This window comes from Polaribacter sp. L3A8 (assembly GCF_009796785.1).
Lineage (GTDB): Bacteria > Bacteroidota > Bacteroidia > Flavobacteriales > Flavobacteriaceae > Polaribacter.
Map to the genome: position 1 here is coordinate 1,855,298 of NZ_CP047026.1, position 18,999 is coordinate 1,874,296.

General features: G+C 28.9%; 20 protein-coding genes. 9 read left to right on the forward strand and 11 right to left on the reverse strand.

What is annotated here, in order from left to right; translation table 11 throughout:
* The first annotated feature begins 70 nt into the window (after positions 1-70).
* Positions 71-664 (forward strand): CopD family protein, encoded by a 594-nt coding sequence (locus GQR92_RS07565; protein WP_158838528.1) that lies wholly within the window; start codon positions 71-73, stop codon positions 662-664.
* A 61-nt stretch (positions 665-725) separates the two neighbouring features.
* Here the strand turns inward: GQR92_RS07565 and recR are convergent, their stop codons facing one another.
* The gene (recR, locus tag GQR92_RS07570) at positions 726-1,343 is read right to left on the reverse strand and encodes a recombination mediator RecR (RefSeq protein WP_158838529.1); all 618 of its coding nucleotides are present in this window, start codon (positions 1,341-1,343) and stop codon (positions 726-728) included.
* 180 nt (positions 1,344-1,523) lie between these two features.
* On the opposite strand from recR, the gene GQR92_RS07575 reads away from it, so the two are divergent.
* The 7 genes from GQR92_RS07575 (at position 1,524) to GQR92_RS07605 (ending at position 8,864) form a co-directional block, all read left to right on the forward strand.
* Complete coding sequence (locus tag GQR92_RS07575) at positions 1,524-2,954, forward strand: sodium:solute symporter (RefSeq protein WP_158838530.1); 1,431 nt, start codon at positions 1,524-1,526, stop codon at positions 2,952-2,954.
* A 68-nt stretch (positions 2,955-3,022) separates the two neighbouring features.
* Entirely contained in the window at positions 3,023-4,156 is a 1,134-nt protein-coding gene (locus GQR92_RS07580) for an acyltransferase family protein (RefSeq protein ID WP_158838531.1), read from the forward strand.
* Positions 4,157-4,311: 155 nt separating this feature from the next.
* Positions 4,312-5,508, forward strand: a complete 1,197-nt coding sequence (locus GQR92_RS07585; RefSeq protein WP_158838532.1) for an NAD(P)/FAD-dependent oxidoreductase — start codon at positions 4,312-4,314, stop codon at positions 5,506-5,508.
* Between the two features lie 68 nt (positions 5,509-5,576).
* On the forward strand, positions 5,577-6,224 hold the full coding sequence (pdxH, locus tag GQR92_RS07590) for a pyridoxamine 5'-phosphate oxidase (protein ID WP_158838533.1): 648 nt from the start codon (positions 5,577-5,579) through the stop codon (positions 6,222-6,224).
* A gap of 34 nt (positions 6,225-6,258) precedes the next feature.
* Entirely contained in the window at positions 6,259-6,747 is a 489-nt protein-coding gene (locus GQR92_RS07595; protein WP_158838534.1) for a SixA phosphatase family protein, read from the forward strand.
* 6 nt (positions 6,748-6,753) lie between these two features.
* On the forward strand, positions 6,754-7,653 hold the full coding sequence (locus tag GQR92_RS07600; RefSeq protein ID WP_158838535.1) for a Ppx/GppA phosphatase family protein: 900 nt from the start codon (positions 6,754-6,756) through the stop codon (positions 7,651-7,653).
* A 110-nt stretch (positions 7,654-7,763) separates the two neighbouring features.
* On the forward strand, positions 7,764-8,864 hold the full coding sequence (locus tag GQR92_RS07605) for an OmpA family protein (RefSeq protein WP_158838536.1): 1,101 nt from the start codon (positions 7,764-7,766) through the stop codon (positions 8,862-8,864).
* Positions 8,865-9,289: 425 nt separating this feature from the next.
* Here GQR92_RS07605 and GQR92_RS07610 read toward each other — a convergent pair whose 3' ends face one another.
* Positions 9,290-9,763, reverse strand: coding sequence for a thioredoxin family protein (locus GQR92_RS07610; protein ID WP_158838537.1), 474 nt, complete (start codon positions 9,761-9,763; stop codon positions 9,290-9,292).
* Positions 9,764-10,138: 375 nt separating this feature from the next.
* Between GQR92_RS07610 and GQR92_RS07615 the strand changes: the two genes are divergently transcribed.
* Complete coding sequence (locus GQR92_RS07615; protein ID WP_158838538.1) at positions 10,139-11,407, forward strand: helix-turn-helix transcriptional regulator; 1,269 nt, start codon at positions 10,139-10,141, stop codon at positions 11,405-11,407.
* Here the strand turns inward: GQR92_RS07615 and GQR92_RS07620 are convergent.
* Genes GQR92_RS07620 through GQR92_RS07660 form a run of 9 tightly spaced genes read right to left on the reverse strand, consistent with a single transcriptional unit; the run spans position 11,383 to position 18,998 of the window.
* Positions 11,383-12,483, reverse strand: a complete 1,101-nt coding sequence (locus GQR92_RS07620; RefSeq protein WP_158838539.1) for an AMP-binding protein — start codon at positions 12,481-12,483, stop codon at positions 11,383-11,385. The genes GQR92_RS07615 and GQR92_RS07620 overlap by 25 nt on opposite strands.
* On the reverse strand, positions 12,480-13,445 hold the full coding sequence (locus GQR92_RS07625; RefSeq protein ID WP_158838540.1) for a CPBP family intramembrane glutamic endopeptidase: 966 nt from the start codon (positions 13,443-13,445) through the stop codon (positions 12,480-12,482). The genes GQR92_RS07620 and GQR92_RS07625 overlap by 4 nt, the downstream gene beginning before the upstream one ends.
* A 2-nt stretch (positions 13,446-13,447) precedes the next feature.
* Positions 13,448-14,485, reverse strand: a complete 1,038-nt coding sequence (locus GQR92_RS07630; RefSeq protein WP_158838541.1) for an o-succinylbenzoate synthase — start codon at positions 14,483-14,485, stop codon at positions 13,448-13,450.
* Positions 14,486-14,493: 8 nt separating this feature from the next.
* Positions 14,494-15,009 carry an SRPBCC family protein gene (locus tag GQR92_RS07635; RefSeq protein WP_158838542.1) on the reverse strand — a complete coding sequence of 172 codons (516 nt, stop codon included), beginning with the start codon at positions 15,007-15,009 and terminating at the stop codon, positions 14,494-14,496.
* 1 nt (position 15,010) lies between these two features.
* Complete coding sequence (locus GQR92_RS07640; RefSeq protein ID WP_158838543.1) at positions 15,011-15,688, reverse strand: metal-dependent hydrolase; 678 nt, start codon at positions 15,686-15,688, stop codon at positions 15,011-15,013.
* A gap of 18 nt (positions 15,689-15,706) precedes the next feature.
* A complete protein-coding gene (gene menA, locus GQR92_RS07645; RefSeq protein ID WP_158838544.1) occupies positions 15,707-16,618 on the reverse strand; it encodes a 1,4-dihydroxy-2-naphthoate octaprenyltransferase in 912 nt (303 codons plus the stop codon).
* Complete coding sequence (locus GQR92_RS07650; protein ID WP_158838545.1) at positions 16,609-18,108, reverse strand: PH domain-containing protein; 1,500 nt, start codon at positions 18,106-18,108, stop codon at positions 16,609-16,611. The genes menA and GQR92_RS07650 overlap by 10 nt, the downstream gene beginning before the upstream one ends.
* Positions 18,101-18,604 (reverse strand): PH domain-containing protein, encoded by a 504-nt coding sequence (locus GQR92_RS07655; RefSeq protein WP_158838546.1) that lies wholly within the window; start codon positions 18,602-18,604, stop codon positions 18,101-18,103. Before GQR92_RS07655 ends, GQR92_RS07650 begins: the two co-directional genes overlap by 8 nt.
* A gap of 7 nt (positions 18,605-18,611) precedes the next feature.
* Entirely contained in the window at positions 18,612-18,998 is a 387-nt protein-coding gene (locus GQR92_RS07660; RefSeq protein WP_158838547.1) for an SPOR domain-containing protein, read from the reverse strand.
* Position 18,999: the final 1 nt, after the last annotated feature.

Sequence of the window (18,999 nt, forward strand, 5' to 3'; positions counted from 1 at the left end):
TTATAAATAAAACGTAAATCAATCTTCGTTCGTAATGACATCAACTAGAAGAAATAAAAATTAAAAAATTATGGATTTTTTATACGTAAAAGCATTACATATTATTTTTATTGTTACTTGGTTTGCAGGTTTATTTTACATTGTTCGTATATTTATGTATCATGTAGAAGCAGAAAAAAAAGACGAACCTGCAAAAGAAATTTTACAAACTCAATACAAATTAATGAGCAAAAGGTTGTGGTATATTATTACATGGCCTTCTGCAATTTTAGCAAGTATATTTGGTTTTTGGATGTTGTATAAAAACCCATATTATCTAGAAATGCCTTGGATGCACATAAAACTTTCTTTTGTTTTAGCTTTGTATGTTTATCATGGATTTTGCCATAAAATATACAAACAATTACAGAATGATGTTATAAAGTACACTGCATTCAAACTAAGAATTATAAACGAAGCACCTACAATTATTTTATTTGCAGTAGTCTTTTTAGTAACACTGCAATCTGCAATAAATTGGATTTGGGGAGTTGTAGGTATTATCCTTTTTGGAGTACTATTGATGTTAGGCATTAGACTTTACAAAAAAATAAGAGAAAAAAGATCTTGGGAAAAAACAGAAAGAGAGGTTTTAGAAGACAGTAAAGAAGATAGTATTCAGTAAACAGTCACAGTTTTCAGCCTCAGTGATTGTCTGTAAACTGCTACTGAAAACTGCAATTAAACTACCCTCTTATACTCTGTTCAAACGGAATTCTATTAACAATAGATCTCCCCAAAGTAACTTCATCTGCGTATTCTAATTCATCTCCAACCGATATTCCTCGTGCAATTGTAGACGTTGTAATCTCAAATTTCTCTATTTGCTTAAAAATATAGAAGTTTGTAGTATCCCCTTCCATGGTAGAACTTAAGGCAAAAATCAACTCTTTTACTTCTCCGCTTTCCACTTTCTTAACTAAACTCTCTATTTTTAAATTTTGAGGACCAATACCCTCAATCGGAGAAATTTTTCCACCTAAAACATGGTACAACCCATTAAATTGAGATGTACTTTCTATTGCCATAACATCTCTAATATCTTCTACTACACAAACAATCTCAGGATTTCTTTTTACATTATTGCAAATATCACATAGTTCTGTATCAGAAATATTATGACACTTTTCACAATTCTTTACATCATTTCTTAAATGCAATAAAGCCTCTGTTAAGAACTTCGTATTATCCGAAGGTTGCTTTAACAAATGTAAAACCAAACGCAACGCAGTTCGTTTTCCAATTCCTGGTAAACGAGATACTTCGTTCACTGCATTTTCTAAAAGTTTTGATGAAAAATCCATAGCACGCAAAATTACAATTTTAAAGAGAAAAAAAGACGAAACAACTTATATAAAAGGCATTCATTTTATAAATAAAAGCATCAATTTTAGACACATTACTTTCTTTACGCCCTTTTCTATATTCTATTCTCTAAAAATCCTATATTCGTACATTATAATAGAACATTCGTAATTTATCAAATGCAACCACTTTATATCTTATTATTAATAGTCGCTTATTTTTCTGTATTAATCTTAATTTCTTACATCACCGGAAAATCTGCAGACAACAAAACTTTTTTTAAAGCAAACAATTCTTCACCTTGGTATTTAGTTGCCTTTGGTATGATTGGCGCTTCTCTTTCTGGGGTTACTTTTATCTCTGTCCCTGGTTGGATAGAAGCCCAAAGCATGAGTTATTTTCAGATGGTTTTAGGCTATGTAGTTGGGTACGCTATTATTGGTTTGGTTTTACTTCCTCTTTATTACAAACTGAATTTAACCTCAATTTATACGTATTTACAAGATCGTTTCGGAAACTATTCTTACAAAACAGGTGCGAGTTTCTTTTTACTTTCTAGAGTAATTGGTGCTGCTTTCCGTTTATTTTTAGTCGCAAACGTATTGCAAATAATTTTGTTTGATGCTTACGGAATTCCGTTTTGGGTAACCGTTTCTATCACTATTTTATTAATCTGGTTGTACACCTTTAAAGGTGGAATGAAAACTATTGTTTGGACCGATACTTTGCAAACCTTATTTATGTTAGTAGCAGTTGGAGTTTGTATTTACACTATTTCTGGTGAAATGGAAATAGACAATATATTTACCTACGTTGCAGATAGTAAATTATCTAAAACCTTCTTTTTTGAAGATGTAAATGCAGGAAATTATTTTTGGAAACAGTTTTTAGCGGGCGCTTTTATTGCGGTTGTTATGACAGGTTTAGACCAAGATATGATGCAAAAAAACTTAACGTGTAGAAACTTAAAAGACGCGCAAAAAAACATGTTTTGGTTTACAATTGTGTTAGTAATTGTAAACTTTTTCTTTTTAGCTTTAGGTGTTTTACTAACAGATTATGCACAACAAAACGGAATTGACGCACATAAAGATCAATTATTTCCAATAATAGCAACCAAAGGAACTTTAGGTTTAGCCACTGCCCTATTTTTCTTATTAGGTTTAATTGCCGCAGCCTATTCTAGTGCAGATTCTGCTTTAACTTCTTTAACCACTTCTTTTAGTATCGATATATTAGAAATTGATAAAAAGAAAGACAAAAATGAACAAGAAAAAATTAGAAAGAAAATTCATATTATTTTCTCTTTTGTACTAATTGCAACCATTCTAATCTTCAAATATTTTATTACGGATGCAAGTGTTATTGCAAAAATATTTACGTTCGCTGGTTATACATACGGTCCTTTATTAGGTTTGTATGCTTTTGGAATGTTTACCAAAATGAATGTAAAAGATAAAATAGTACCTGCAATTTGTTTAATTGCACCAATTCTTACCTTTATAATTAGCTATTACTCTAAAGAAAAATTAGGGTTCGATTTTGGCTTCTTTGTATTGGTCTTAAATGGAGCATTAACTTTTCTAGGATTGTATTTAATTAAAAAATAATTTAAGCTTAGCTAACTTTATATATAAAACGCTGTAAAAACATAATACTTTTCTGAGTAACGTAGAAAATGAAAAAAAAGAAAATTTATTTCCCAAATTTAAATGGATTAAGGTTTATGGCAGCTTTTTTAGTGATAATTCATCACATAGAACAATTTAAATCTATAGCTAAAGTTGAAAACTACTGGGGTAAAATTCCTTTTATAAATATTATAGGAAAACTTGGGGTTATTTTATTCTTTGTTCTTAGCGGTTTTTTAATAACATATTTATTATTAGCAGAAGAAAAAGCATTTAAAAAAATAAGTATCGCTAAGTTTTATATGCGAAGAATATTACGCATTTGGCCATTATATTTCTTAATTATCATTTTAGCTTTTTTTGTACTTCCAAATATTGACATTTTCATTTTACCCGGCTATGGTAAAGATGTTATTTACACCAACTTGTTTTGGAAATTACTTTTATATGCCATATTTTTTCCAAATTTGGTACTTTCTCTACTAGGGGTTGTTCCGTATGCTTCACACACTTGGTCTATAGGTACTGAAGAACAATATTATTTAGTGTGGCCAGTAATTCTAAAACACATCAAAAAATACCGAATTTTATTAATGTTTGCCATTATTCTTTTTTATCTAAGTTTTAAATTCTTTTTAAGAACTTCATTTGCTCATAACATCCCTTACAACAATGTATTAACGGCATTTTGGAATTCATTCCCTATAGATTGTATGGCAATAGGAGCTTTGTATGCTATTCTTCTTTTTCAAAAAAACAAGTTCTTAAAATATCTAATACGAACCGACCTCTTTTATTTTTCTATTGGTATTATTACTCTTTTGATGCTAAATGGCGTGTACATTCCTTACATACATTACGAGTTTTATTCAGTATTTTTTGGTCTAATAATTCTTAATTTTGCTGTTAACGATAAAATAAAAATCTCCTTAGAAAACAAAGTTTTCAATTATTTAGGTAATATCTCTTATGGCTTGTATATGTTTCATCCGATAGGAATTATATTAGCTTTATCAATAATATCATATTTTAATTTAAAGACAAACTGGGTTTTATACCCACTTTGTTTCATTTTAACAATAATAATGGCGGGCTTATCCTATAAATATTTTGAATCATTCTTTCTTCAGTTTAAGGAGAAATTTTCTAAAGTTTTAAGTGGAAATAGAAAAATTGAATAACAACAAGTAGGTAACATTACCTTTCAGTAATTACTTTTTCTCTAATAATTTTCACCTCAGCATCTATTTGCAAGGTTAATTACTACTTCTAGTAAATAAATACAGAACAAGTATTAGAGAAGAAATAAAAAAAATAAATACTTTTAATTGTATAAATGAATACTTTAAAAAAAACAATTTCCATTATTGGAAGCGGACCTTCTTCTCTACTCTTAGCAGCTTTTTTAGATACAAATAAATTTGACGTTACAATTTATGAAAAAAACAAAGCTGCTGGTAGAAAACTATTGGTTGCCGGAAAAGGTGGTTTTAATTTAACACATTCAGAACCTATTGCTAATTTTATAGAACGTTACACGCCTACTAATTTTTTAAAGAATGCTTTACTTGGTTTTACCAATGATGATTTTAGAGATTGGTTAAAAGATATTGAAATCCCTACCTATATAGGAAGTAGCAAAAGAGTGTATCCCAAAGAAGGCATAAAACCAATTACAGTTTTAAATACTATTTTAAATCATTTAAAAGAAAAAGGAATCATCTTTAAATATGAACATACTTTTTCTAATTGGGATTCTGAGAATAATTTAATTTTCAACAACAAAACCATTTCTTCGAATTACACAGTATTCTCTTTAGGTGGAGGAAGTTGGAAAATAACGGGTTCTGACGGAAGTTGGCTAGATACATTTGAAGAAAAAGGAATTAAAACCATGCCCTTTGAAGCTTCTAACTGTGCCTTTAAAGTTGATTGGAATTCAAAATTCATCAACCAAAATGAAGGAAATCCTTTAAAAAACATTGCTATTTCTTGTGCTGATAGAACACAAAAAGGAGAAGCCGTCATTACAAAATTTGGATTGGAAGGAAATGCCATTTATGGGTTGAGTCCACAAATTAGAGAACAGCTAAAATCAACAGAAAAAGCACGTATTTATATCGACTTTAAACCGATGTTAAGCTTAGAGAATATCATCTCTAAGGTGATAAATTCAACCTTTAAAAACACCACACAAGTTTTAAAGAAAGAATTAAAACTTAGCAGTTCTCAAATAGAATTATTAAAAACAACGCTTTCTAAAGAAGACTATTTAGATGCTGTAATTTTATCAGAAAATATTAAAAAATTTCCTTTATATATTACGAGTTTAGGGGGTCTTGACCAAGCAATATCAACCGTTGGAGGCATAAGCTTAAATGCTGTAGACCTTCATTTTCAGTTACATAAAATTCCGAATCAGTATTGTATTGGAGAAATGTTAAATTGGGACGCACCTACTGGCGGGTATTTAATTCAGGCTTGTGCCAGTATTGGAGTTTACCTTGCAAAACATTTTAATAAAATTACCTAAAAAAGGGGGATTTAGAATGTTTGTACTCTTAAAATATTCTGTATTTTTACTATATACAATTAAAAAGAATGTCTAAAGATTTAAGTAATTATCGAAAATCCTACGAAAAGCAAGAACTTTTAGAAAGCACTTGTCCAGAAAACCCAATAGAATTATTTCAAACTTGGTTTATAAACGCAGATACTTCTAACATGGTAGATGAAAGTAATGCCATGACCGTTTCTTCAATGGGTTTAGATGGCTTTCCTAAAAGTAGAGTTGTTTTATTAAAAAAATATACTTGGGAAGGTTTTATTTTTTACACCAATTACAATTCGGAAAAAGGAAAAGCCATTGCCGCTAACAATAACATCTGTTTGTCTTTCTTTTGGCCCGCATTAGAACAGCAAATTATTATAAAAGGAACCGCAGAAATATTAGCAGAAAATTTATCTGACGGTTATTTTGAATCGAGACCAGACGGAAGTAAATTAGGTGCTTGGGCTTCTAACCAAAGTACAGTAGTTGCATCTAGAGAAGAATTGGATGGTAATTTAAAAGCCTTTGAACAAAAGTTTGAAGGAGAAGAAATTTTGAGACCAAAACATTGGGGAGGCTATTTAGTAAAACCAATTTCTATAGAATTTTGGCAAGGGAGACCCAATAGAATGCACGATAGAATAAGATATAGCTTAGAAGAAGATTTTTCTTGGAAAAAAGAAAGATTAGCGCCATAAATTTTTATATTTACAACTCAACAATTAAAATTGAATGAAAACATTATATATTGTTAGACATGCAAAATCTTCTTGGGAGTACTCAGGAATAGAAGATATAGACAGACCACTTAAAAAACGTGGAATAAAAGACGCCCATTTAATGTCTAAATTCTTAGCAAAAGAAGTTGGCAGACCAGACGTTTTTGTATCAAGTAGTGCGAACAGAGCATTGCATACAGCCGTTATATTTTGCGAAAATTTCGAATACCCATTATCTAACCTTAAAATAAAAAAACAGTTATATAGTTTTAGCGATGGTTATTTAGTAAAAACGGTAAATGCTTTAGATGATGGTTTTAATTCTGCTATTATTTTTAGCCACGATCATGGTATCAATACATTTGTAAATAAGTTTGGTAACAAACCAATTTCTCATGTATCCACTTGTGGGGTTATCGGTATTCAATTTGAAGATAAACATTGGAAAAACATAAAAAAAGGGAAAACATTTATGATAGACTTCCCTAAAAACCATAAATAGACTAGTTTGTTAGAAATTAAAAAATACGGTGCAATAGATATTGGCTCCAATGCAATTAGATTACTCATTGCCAATGTAATTGTATCTGAAGACAAAGAGCCTCAATTTAAAAAATCTTCTTTAGTACGTGTTCCTATTCGTTTAGGAGCAGATGCTTTTGTTGGTGAAGGAATGATTAGCGAAAAAAATACAACAAGGATGATAAATGCTATGGAAGCATTTAAATTATTAATGGATGTTCACGGCGTAGAAAGGTATAAAGCTTGTGCAACTTCTGCAATGAGAGAAGCAGAAAACGGCAAAGAAATTGTAGCAAAAATTCTTAAAGAAACAGGCGTAAAAATTGATATTATTGGTGGTAAAGAAGAAGCTGCTATCATTTCATCTACCGATCTAAATCAATTAATAGAAGGTGATAATTCTTATTTATATGTTGATGTTGGTGGTGGTAGTACAGAATTCACCATCTTTTCTGAAGGAAAAATTCTTATTTCAAAGTCCTTTAAAATGGGTACAGTACGTTTGTTAAACAACAAAAAATCTGTTAACAAAGAAATTTTTGCCAATGTAGAAAAGTGGATTAAGAAAAATACTAAAAATTTAAAAAAAGTATCCTTAATAGGTTCTGGAGGTAACATTAACAAGTTATTTAAAATGTCTGGACGAGCTGAAGGAAAACCAATTTCTTATATTTACCTTAATGCGCAATATCAATTTTTAAAGCAAATGTCTTTTGATGAGCGCGTTTCTGAGCTTAGTTTAAACCCAGATAGAGCCGATGTAATAATACCGGCAACCAAAATTTACCTCTCTGCAATGAAATGGAGTGGTGCTAGAAAAATTTATGTGCCTAAAATTGGTCTTTCAGACGGAATTATTAAAAGCTTATTTTACAATAAGTTATAAAATATTTTGTGATTTATTTAACAATTTTTGTATTTTTGTTATTCAATGTGTGACTTCTTAAAAATAGTTGTGTCATAGAATTGAACTAAAAAATCAAAAACAGGTTTATTATGAAAAAAATTTTACTAAGTGCTACGCTATTAATGTTTGGAGCAACAGCTTTTGCTCAAGACTTACCAACAAACCCAGAACCAGGAAAATGTTACGTTCGTTGTAAAACTCCAGAAGTTTGGAAAAACGAAGATGTAACGATAGAAGTTGCTCCTGCTTACAAAAAAATTGTTACGCATCCTGCAGAATACAACACAGTAACAGAAAGAGTTTTAATTAAAGAAGCTGGACAACGTTTAGTTGTTGTACCTGCTGTATGGGAAGATAAAACAATAAGCTATACTGCAAAAGTAAATGCTAGTAAATTAAGCGTTATTGCTGCTACATTTAACCAAGATTCTCAAACTATAGAAACCAAAGCAGCTTCTGCAAATTGGGAAATGAGTGAAAAAGCTCCTGATTGTGAATCTAGCGACCCTAACGACTGTAGATATTGGTGTTATAAGCCAGTACCAGCAAAATATGTAACTATTCCTTTAACTAAATTAGACAGAGACGCAAGTACTGTATCTAACCAAGTTCCTGGATATGATAAAACATATACTACAAAAGTAATGGTTAAAGGTCCTACTACAACATCTATAGAGATTCCTGCAGTTTACGGAAGTATCAATAAAACAGTTTTAGTTAAAGATGCATGGCAAGAAGAAGTTACTGTTGCAGCTAAATACCAAACAGTTACTAAAGAAATTTTAGTAAACAAAGGTGGTTTAACTACTTGGAAAGAAGTTGAATGTGAATTAGTTAACAATACTATCTTACCAATTAACTGGAATTTAGGAAGTGCTACTTTAACTTCTGCTGCAAAAAGCATTATTGATACTAGATTATTACCTGTATTAAAAACAGGAGTATCTGTAGCTTTAGAATCTCATACAGACTCTAGAGGAACTAAAGAAAATAACCAAAACTTATCTGAAAGAAGAGCTCAAGCAGTTACAAACTACTTAATTTCTAAAGGTGTAAACCCAAGTAAATTAACTGGTAACGGATACGGAGAATCTAAATTAACAAACAGATGTGCTGATGGTGTTTCTTGTACAGAAGCACAACACAGAGCAAACAGAAGAACTACATTTAGAGTAGTAAACGAAAAATAATCTCTTCTAATTTTATTAGAAAGGTAATAAAAACCGAGGCAATCTGCTTCGGTTTTTTTTTGTTTTCTAAAACCATATTGTTATCAATCAAATATATTATTAAAATTTTATAAGACTTCTATTTAGATAGAAACTATTTATATTATAAAAACAAGTAAATACACCAATAAGAAAACAATAGAAACAAGCATAACACAACAACGCTAGATATTTTTTTCCAATGGTTACGACATAGATCGCATCTAAAAGAATAAGGGTATATAATAAGGCTAAATTAAGCTTAAACAAATATGTAAGTAGAAAAGTAAATAAAAAATATAAAAGAACCTACAAGAGACAAAAAACGAACCCTACAAAAGTAAATAACAAAGAAAACAACTTCTTTTAAAACAATAAAACCGAAGCTAAAACTTCGGCTTTATTATTTAGTAATTTTCAATTACAGATTCTATAAACGGATAATAATACTCCGTTAAGATTAATCCTTTTTTATAACCAATCATTTTTCCTTTATGATCTACAAAAACAAGTGTAGGAAATGACCTTATTTTAAATTGCCTCTTTAAATCATTATTTATTTCTAATTTTTCAGGAGAAATTATATCTATATTTCTAGGACTATCTGCCTCATATAATATTAAGTCCTTTTCAGCAATCGCTTTAAATTTTTCTGTATGAAAAAGCTTTTTATCTAGAACTTTACAAGGACCACACCAATCTGATCCTGTAAAATAAATAAGTACAGGTTTATTTTCTTTTTTAGATTTTTTTAAAGCACTTTTAAAAGTAGATTCCCAATTTAAAGTAACAGAATCTAACTCTTGCACATTTTGTTCTTGAGCTACAATATTTGTAATCGTAAAAAAACAAATAGTAAAAAGTAATATAACTTTATTCATAAGTAGTAATTTCATCAAAAATATCAAAAATAATACCAAAAAAAAAACACAAAACAAATGTTGTACTAAATAAAAACAAAATTACCCTTTTTTCTAAAAAAAGGGATTATTATTTTAATAAAAAGAAAGTGTTAGTAAAGTTGTTAAAAAATAAAAAGCCGTAATTATAAAATTACGACTTTCTTTTTTTATTCCTAGAATATAATAAATTCAATCCCCCAATTTCATTATTACAAATTTTCATCAGAATAAGCACAAATATACAATACTTTTACATAAAATTTATATTATAAAGCACACTAAGCTACTACACATGTATATTATTAACACAAAAACTACTATATTTACACATCAATAAAGAATAATTACATGTAAATGAACAAACTACCTCTTTTAAAGAAAATACTATTCCTTTTATTATTTTTTCGAATCAGTCTCCTATTTTCACAAGATTTAATCATCAAAGATCATGATTATTGGTCTTATTATGACAAAGGTGGTTTAGAAAATGATTGGGTAGAACTTGCTGATTTTTCTAATTGGAAAAGCGGAAAATCTCCATTAGGATATGGAGATGATAAAATTATCACAAAACTTGATTTTGGCGGAAATAAACAAAGGAAACACGTTACAAAGTACTTTAAAAAGACACTAAATTTTGACAATAACTATATAGCTTATGAATTTAAAATTCAAAGAGATGATGGTGCTGTTGTTTACGTAAACGGAAAAGAAGTCTTTAGAGACAATATGCCCAACTCTACTATTAGCAATTCTACTTTTGCTTTAAGTACTATTAAAAGCAAACAAGAGCATTTATTTAAACAACATTTTTTTGATAATAGCATATTTAAAAAAGGAAAAAATATTATTAGCGTTTCTATTCATCAATCTTATAGAACCTCTAGTGATTGTATTTTTAGTCTAGAATTAATAGGCCACAATAATCCTGATATTTTATCATTTGTTCTAGAAAATAAAGATATAAAAAATCAAGAATTAGAAAGTAAAATTAAAGATTTAAATGCCAAGTTTGAATATGAAAAAATAGTACTTCAAAAGCAAAGTTTAGAAAGCACCAACTATAATTTAAAGGTACTTGTTTCTTTAATTAGCCTTTTATTTATTATGGCATTAATTGGCTATTATTTTATTTTAGAAAACGTTAAAAAAAATAATGTAGAAAAAAATGAAGAAATAGCAATTATTAAAGCTAAAAACACCCAAAAAGATAAAGAGATGATTACTTTATCTACAAACTTATTATACCACAAGCAATATTTTAAAGAAATAAAAGCAGATTTAAAAGGCATTAAAACAGAAGATAGAGCTTTAACAAGAGCAATTATTAATCAGATAGACTATGTTTTAGAAGGAGATGAAGATTGGAAAATCTTAAAAGAACATTTTAATGCCGTTTATAATAACTTTTACGATACATTAATTGCAAAACACCCTACAATTACTGAAACAGAACTTAGACATTGTATGTTTATAAAATTGCACCTGCATACTAAAGAAATTGCAAAAATATTATTAATTGATCCAAGATCTGTACAAACAGCAAGGTACCGAATTAAAAAGAAAATGAATTTGAGTGAAGAAGAAGATTTAAGAGATTACCTTTTAAACTTAGTTGAATAATTAACTAAATCCAACGTTTTTTTTCGTTGGATTTTTTTTGTTGTAGTCTCTACAAATTTATCTACAAAATAAATTTCTTTAGGAATTTCGAATTTACCAAGTGTTTTTAATTCTGCTATTTCTAATTTTAAAGACTTACTTATATCACAAGAATCAACTTGTTCTATAAGCAAAACAAGCTTCTCTCCTAGTTGCTGATCAGGAATTCCTGTTACAAAAAAACGATTACTGATTATTTTCGCTAATTTTTCTTCAATCTTTTCTGGATGCAACTTTACACCACCAGAATTTATTACATTATCTAAACGCCCTAACCATTCAAATTGATGATCAGAAATTAAACGAACAATATCATTTGTAAAAATAACTTCATTAGATACTTTGGGAGCATGAATTACCAAACAACTTCTTGAGTCTGTAAAAATCTCTACATCAGGTAAGGTTTGATAAAATTGATTAAAAAGTGGCAGATCACCTTCAAATGATGCATTGTTATTCAATTCTTTAACTGCGATATGTGTAATCGTTTCTGTCATACCATAAGTAGCAAAAACGGCACAAGTAGTATCCTTAATTTTATCTTGTAAATTAACAGAAACAACTCCGCCACCTACTATTAAAGTTTTAATTTGATGTAGTTTCTTTATTGAATTTTCTAGCTGTAACGGAACCATTGCAGAAAAATCGTAGTGTTTTTTTATCCCACGAAGTGGAAAAGAAGTTGCATTAACAATATCTAGATGCCAACCTAAAGTTAAAGCCCTTATCAACATCATTTTACCCGCAATGTATTCTGTTGGTAAGCATAATAATGCCGTTGTATTTTCTTTGATATCAAAAAAATTACCGGTAGCTAAGGCAGAATTTATCATCTGTCTTTTCTCTAGTTTAATCTCTTTTGGCACACCTGTAGAGCCTGATGTTTTTACAACAACACAAGCTTGATCTGAGAACCAAATTGTTAAAAATTGATGAATTTCATCAGAAAAATTACTAGTATAACCTAGAATTTCATCTACCGAAGAAAATGAAGTACCATTTAATTGAAAATATTTATGAAATTTATCTCGTCTCAATCTTCTAAAATTCTATAATTTTCTTTCAAATTAACAGGTTTATAAATCTTTCCCGTTAATTTTTCTTTCCAATTTTTCCATCCGTATTTTTTAGAAAAAATAAATAGAATTAAAGGATATAAAACCAATACAGGAAAAAACATTTCCCATCCTACAGAAGGTTCTGAAGTATCTACGTATAAAGCATCCGTTTGAAAAACAGTCCAATCTGTAGTTACAAAAAAAGCAGCAACAATATTATTAATAGCATGCAACCCCAATGACAACTCGGTTCCTTCATCCATTAAAGTAGTGATACCATAAAAGAAACCAGTACCTATATAAAAAACCATAGAAATGTAGCCTAGTTTTTCTACTTCCGGATTTGCACCATGTAACAAACCAAAGCATACCGAGGTGAAAATTAATGGAAACCATCTATTTTTGGCCAAAATACCCAACCCTTGCATAAAATAGCCTCTAAAAAGTAACTCCTCAAATGACGTTTGAAAAGGTAAAAAAAGAAAAGAAACTGCTAATAAAGTAAAGAAAGGAACAGGTTTAAAATTCCACACATAGTCTTCTGGAGATAAGAATACACCCAACATAATTACAACAGAAGAGATAACTCCCCAAAGAATAAAACCAAACCAAAAACGTTTCCAGTCTATTTTTTTTCTACTTGTAACCAAAGAAGTAACAGTTCTTTTATGAATATATTTTACACCTATAATAAGGCTAACTAAACCAAAGAAGAACATTAGAATCATAAAAAAGAGAAAAAGATTGTTATTAATCCCTAAACTCATAAAATTGTCTTGTGCAGCATTTGTAAACTCTGTCATGTTTTTAGAGTGCATCACAGCCACTGCCATTAAAGGCAATACACCTATAACTTGCCAACCTACAAATACTAAAATAATTGTTAGTACCCAATGAAACCACTCATTGTTTCCTTTATATGCTTGTTGTATATAATTCATATTTATAAATTAAAATGCCAGTTTTGTGCTGGGTTATAGTGTAATGTTCCGTTTTTAACTTCTAACGGACTTGTAAAATTATTTGTAAATAAACCACCGGTTCCTAAACCTTGTGGTAAATTGTTTTGTAATGTATGCGTAAATTGAGCAATTGCATTCAACCCAATATTACTTTCTAAGGCAGAAGTAATCCACCAATCGGCATTTATTTCTTCTGCAAATTCAATCCATTCTAAACTCCCTGCAAAACCGCCAATTAAACTCGGTTTTAAAATAATATATTGAGGCTGAATTGTTTTTAATAACTGCTTTTTTTCTTCTGCTGCAAAAATGCCAATTAACTCTTCATCTAGTGCAATTGGTAAAGGTGTTTTTGCACATAAAGCTGCCATTTCTTCTATTTGACCTTGTTTAATGGGTTGTTCTATAGAATGTATTTCTAATGCTGATAATCTTTCTAATTTTTCTAATGCGTTTTTAGGATTAAAAGCTCCATTTGCATCTACCCTTAATTCTATTTCATTAGAAGAAAACTCTTTTCTAATGGATGTCAATAATTCTATTTCAGCATCAAAATTGATGGCACCAATTTTCATTTTGATACAAGAAAAACCGGTTTCTAATTTCTCTTTGATTTGCTTTTTCATAAACTCTTTTTCGCCCATCCAAATGAGCCCGTTTATAGCAATAGAGTTATTTCCTTTTGTAAATTCTGATGGAAATAAATGAAACGAATCCTTACTTTTAAGTGATAAAAAAGCTTGCTCTAAACCAAATTGTATGGATGGAAACAGACGAAGTTCATTTAGTAAAAAAATTAAACCTTTGTTAATATTATTACAAGCCCAAATTAATTTTTCTTCATAACTTGCTACATCATCAAAGCTTAAACCTCTAAATAAACCAGTTTCTCCCACACCTCTTTTACCATTTTCTTCTAAAATGATAAACCAGGTTTCTTTTGTTTTTAAAACTCCACGCGATGTTCCACTTGGGTTTTTAAAATTAAGGATGTATTTTTTGTAGGTTGCTTTAATCAAAAGTAAAATTATTTTTTTTCTACAAATTCTTTAAAATTATTCAAGTACGACTGGTCTTGTTCTATAAAAGTTCCTTTAAAATAAGGAAAAACACATGCCATTAAGTAAGTCTCACTTTGGCAGCTTGCATTTAAAGTAATGGTTGTAACTCCATCATTTTCAGTAAAAGTATAATCATCTTTTTTTAGCATCCCTTCTGCATCAAAAAACAAGGTTACTTTTTCATTTGGTACATAGGCCATCACTTTTTCTGTCATGGCAATCTCTTGTCCTTGATTTAGAACAACAATTTTATAGATACTACCCGTTTTACCAGGATTGTCATTTAAAACTTCGAAAGACTGTACTTCTGGAATCCAATTTTTTAGGTCTTCTGATTTATTAAAAGCTTCAAAAACGTTTGAAACAGGCTTATTTACAGTTACCTGAACCTTATAAGCTGTTTCTTTTACAATTAAACCAGTAAGAAGAAATGCAACTACAATTGCAGAAATGATTCCTAAAATTATTTTTATTGTTTTCATTTTATATGTTTATATGTTCGCCTATTCCCAATAGGTTTAATTCTTTTCCTTTTGATGCAAATTTAGCTATAGCATTATTAACATCTATTTCTATTGGAGGAAAAGTGTTAAAATGACAACCTATTATTTTATTACACTCTACTAAATTACTTGCAATAATTGCATCGTCTATTCCCATTGTAAAAGTATCACCAATTGGTAAAATAGCAGCATCCAATTTCGTAAACATTGGTATCAATTGCATATCCATAGTTACAGCAGTATCACCTGCAACATATAAATTTTTATCTTTTGATGAAATTACAAAACCTCCAGGTTCTCCTCCATAGGTACCATCTGCAAAAGAGGAAGTATGAATTGCATTTACATATTTAGCAGAAAACACTTCTGACTTAAAAGTTCCACCATGATTTAAAGCAAACACATTTAAATCTTTTGCGCCATAATACATAGCAATCTCATAGTTAGAAATTATAACAGCCTTTGTTCTTTCTGCAATTACTTGCGCGTCTAAAACATGATCTTGATGTGCGTGCGTTAACAAAATAAAATCTGCTTTTAAACTAGATATATCTATATGCGCTGCTAATGTATTACCCGAAATAAAAGGGTCTATTAAAATATATACTCCATTTATTTCTATAGAAAAACAAGAATGTCCTAAAAATTGAATCTTCATACTAAAACTGTATTTAAATTATAAAATTTGACCTATTCCAAAAAGAATAGCAAACAAAAACGTACTTAAAGCTACTTTTTTTAACTCGCTATCTAGTTCTGCCGGAATTTTGTTTTGTGCAACTGTTATTATATTATTAAGTAACGGAACAAATGCAACCAAAAAAATAAGTTGATATATCGTTATAAAATCTAAAAACACATACACTAAAGCAGAAATTAACGCACCGAAAATTAAAAAGTAATGATATTTTTTTGCTTTTTCATTTCCTAGCTTAACCACTAAGGTGTTTTTATGATTCTTTTTATCTTCTTGCCTGTCTCTTAAATTATTTAGATTAAGAACAGCAGTACTTAGTAAACCAACAGAAATTGCAGGTAAAAAAACCTCTAAATTAATGTGTTTTGTATATAAGAAATAACTTCCTAATACACTTAGCAAACCAAAAAACAAAAATACAAAAACATCACCAAACCCACTGTAACCGTAAGCCGAATTACCAACAGTATATTTTATTGCTGCAGCTATTGATGCAATTCCTAAGCCAAGGAATAAAATTGAATATCCAAAGTTTTCTTTTCCAAAAGAAACATAAATTAATAACAATGCTATTATTAAGGTGATAACAGTAGTAATTATCATTGCCATTTTCATTTGTTTTGGAGTAATTGCGCCAGATGAAACCATACGTGCTTCTCCTGTTCTATTTTTATCAGAACCTTTTATTCCGTCTCCATAATCGTTGGCAAAATTAGACAATACTTGAAAACCAATTGTGGTTAAAATTGCCAACCAAAAAATTGGCGATTTAAAAATACTAACCTCCATCTCTAACGATTCGATACCCAAAGCAGAACCTACTATAATTCCTGAAATAGATAGCGGCAAAGTTCTTAAACGAGCGGCTTTTATATAACTCTTTACATCCATGATGTCTTACTGGTTTCTACTTTATATAAAGTATGATTATAAATTTTAATGGCATCTTCTAAACGGATACTCGGAATATTGATTTTACCTGAAGCAGTTTGTAATATAATATCTGCAACATTGCTCTTTACTTGAAAAAAACTTTGCTCCATTGTTATATTCTGAACCTTAAAAACCTCTAAATATGTTAAGTGAGTTTCAATTAAACCGCTACCAACTAACAACATATTATCTGTAATTTTATAAAAACGTTTATTAACTTTTTTGATGATTAAAAAGGAAAAAAAAGGAAATACTAAAATAGCTGAATATAAAATTTCTAGTTGTAAAAAAATGAAATACAAAGTTGCGTATAAAATAATTGTAAACAAAAAAGTAACACTAAATATTCTTCGCTTATAATAGTTGTCTGGACGGTTTTTCTTTCCATTTTCAAGCTCGTAAAAATCAAATAAACTTGATTTTACAATCTCAACTTGTTCTTTTTTACACCCCACAATACGAATTAACTTTTGTTTTTTAACATTAACTTTACCGCTTACTGCTTGTTTAAAAGTAATAAATGAGATACCAATTAATTGTTTTAAAGGGTTGGTAGAAATTGTAATACTTTGAACTTTTTGCTTTTTTAATACAATTGATTTTTTTGTAAACAAACCTTGATTTATCTCAAAAGCATCCTCTTTTAAATAAGCCGTTAAATTAAAATGAACTAAAAATATTTTAACAAACGAAGTCATTAAGGCTGTTATAGTTAAAAAAATCAACAAAATAGTTACTAAGAAAAAACTTGTAGAAAGCGCATCTGTACTTTCGGCGATTAAACCATCTAAAACTTCTGTTCTTCCTAAAGAATCAATTACCTGCTCTATTTGCTGATAAAAACCAATAATAAGCGCTAAAAATAGTATTAAATTTTGAAGATGATTTTCTGTAAGACTAACTTTAAAAAGCTCCTTTATTCCGATTTTAACAAGTGGCTTTTTATCATCATCAATAATTATTTTTTTATCAAAATTAGCACTTTTAGACACTATTTCTTTTAATGCTTCTGCTTTAAATAAAGGCAAAGCTTTAATTGCTATTTCTGTATCTTTAGAGCCGGCCGTTTCTATACTTACTTCGTATACACCAATAATTTGCTGAATAAGATTCTGTTTAAAATTAATATTCTGAATTCTATGAAAAGGAATGGATGTGTTGGTTTTGTTTAAAATACCTTCTTTTAAAATAAAATGTTCATTTTCTATTTTAAACAAAAAGTTCTTATAAATTAAGTAAGCTCTAACTAATAAAAAAAGTAAAATAAAGACTAAAATTAAGTAGATATAGTTTGTACTTAAATTAGTGATTTTAGAAAAATCTTTAATACCAAAGAACAATAAAACCCAAATTGTTTTTATTGTCTTGTAAATTTGATTCATATAAATTACAAAAATCCCTTTCGAAGATTGTTTTGAAAAATTAGAAAAATCAAAAGAGTTATTCATTAATTTTAGTACTAATAAATTCTTTAATTTCTAACGCAGTTTCTTTTGCAATCCCCTTAATTACCAAATCGTCTTTACTGTCTCCTGCCGTAAACACACTTATAGATGCTAGTTTAAAAAACCTAGAAAAAAGTCCTTCATCTACTTCTATGTGCTGAATTCTAGAAAACGGAACCGTTGTTAATTTTATAAAAAAAACACCACTTTTGTAAGTGATATCTTTTTCTCTTACTGCATATTTTCTTTTTTTAAAACTTACATAAAATAAAAGGCTTACAACAAAATAAACAACAATAAAAACGATGTAGAAAAGGTAAACATATTTGCTTGTTTTTTCAAAAACATTAAAATAATCTGCTAAAAAAAGACCTATTAAAATTGCTGAAAAAGTTAAAATAACATTCAATAAAATAACTTTTAAATATTTTTTATTGATGGGTTTAAAAATTATTTCTGTAATACTTGGAAAGTTAGAAACTGTTTCGTTTACAAACATTTAATTGTTATAATTTTAAAGCTTCTTTAATATTTATTGGCTTTCCATTTTTTAAAGCTTGTACAAAAGCATCTGGATACTTGTTTAAAATAGAAGTTCTAAATACGTGTGCTTCTTTGTAAGAAGAAAATGTACCTAATCGATATTTAGTTAAATTATCTTCTTCAAAAAATTGAATATTTTGAAGATTAACAAACTCAGTATTTTTATACTTTAACGCCGCTATTTGAATAGTAAAAATAATTTCAGGTACTTCTATTATTTCTTCTACAGTTTCTTTAATGGAATCTATTACAATAGATGGTTCCTCTTTAATTGTTTCTTTTTTTACTTCTTTTTTGTTACAAGCAATAACTATCAAACTAAAAATCAGTAGTAAAAAAAACTTTTTCATA

What these genes read in the sequence shown, in the direction of transcription:
- GQR92_RS07565 (WP_158838528.1), top strand. Translation starts at nt 71, where the DNA reads ATGGATTTTTTATACGTAAAAGCATTACATATTATTTTTATTGTTACT.
- recR (WP_158838529.1), bottom strand. Translation starts at nt 1,343, where the DNA reads ATGGATTTTTCATCAAAACTTTTAGAAAATGCAGTGAACGAAGTATCT.
- GQR92_RS07575 (WP_158838530.1), top strand. Translation starts at nt 1,524, where the DNA reads ATGCAACCACTTTATATCTTATTATTAATAGTCGCTTATTTTTCTGTA.
- GQR92_RS07580 (WP_158838531.1), top strand. Translation starts at nt 3,023, where the DNA reads ATGAAAAAAAAGAAAATTTATTTCCCAAATTTAAATGGATTAAGGTTT.
- GQR92_RS07585 (WP_158838532.1), top strand. Translation starts at nt 4,312, where the DNA reads ATGAATACTTTAAAAAAAACAATTTCCATTATTGGAAGCGGACCTTCT.
- pdxH (WP_158838533.1), top strand. Translation starts at nt 5,577, where the DNA reads ATGTCTAAAGATTTAAGTAATTATCGAAAATCCTACGAAAAGCAAGAA.
- GQR92_RS07595 (WP_158838534.1), top strand. Translation starts at nt 6,259, where the DNA reads ATGAAAACATTATATATTGTTAGACATGCAAAATCTTCTTGGGAGTAC.
- GQR92_RS07605 (WP_158838536.1), top strand. Translation starts at nt 7,764, where the DNA reads ATGAAAAAAATTTTACTAAGTGCTACGCTATTAATGTTTGGAGCAACA.
- GQR92_RS07610 (WP_158838537.1), bottom strand. Translation starts at nt 9,763, where the DNA reads ATGAATAAAGTTATATTACTTTTTACTATTTGTTTTTTTACGATTACA.
- GQR92_RS07615 (WP_158838538.1), top strand. Translation starts at nt 10,139, where the DNA reads ATGAACAAACTACCTCTTTTAAAGAAAATACTATTCCTTTTATTATTT.
- GQR92_RS07625 (WP_158838540.1), bottom strand. Translation starts at nt 13,445, where the DNA reads ATGAATTATATACAACAAGCATATAAAGGAAACAATGAGTGGTTTCAT.
- GQR92_RS07635 (WP_158838542.1), bottom strand. Translation starts at nt 15,009, where the DNA reads ATGAAAACAATAAAAATAATTTTAGGAATCATTTCTGCAATTGTAGTT.
- GQR92_RS07640 (WP_158838543.1), bottom strand. Translation starts at nt 15,688, where the DNA reads ATGAAGATTCAATTTTTAGGACATTCTTGTTTTTCTATAGAAATAAAT.
- menA (WP_158838544.1), bottom strand. Translation starts at nt 16,618, where the DNA reads ATGGATGTAAAGAGTTATATAAAAGCCGCTCGTTTAAGAACTTTGCCG.
- GQR92_RS07650 (WP_158838545.1), bottom strand. Translation starts at nt 18,108, where the DNA reads ATGAATAACTCTTTTGATTTTTCTAATTTTTCAAAACAATCTTCGAAA.
- GQR92_RS07655 (WP_158838546.1), bottom strand. Translation starts at nt 18,604, where the DNA reads ATGTTTGTAAACGAAACAGTTTCTAACTTTCCAAGTATTACAGAAATA.
- GQR92_RS07660 (WP_158838547.1), bottom strand. Translation starts at nt 18,998, where the DNA reads ATGAAAAAGTTTTTTTTACTACTGATTTTTAGTTTGATAGTTATTGCT.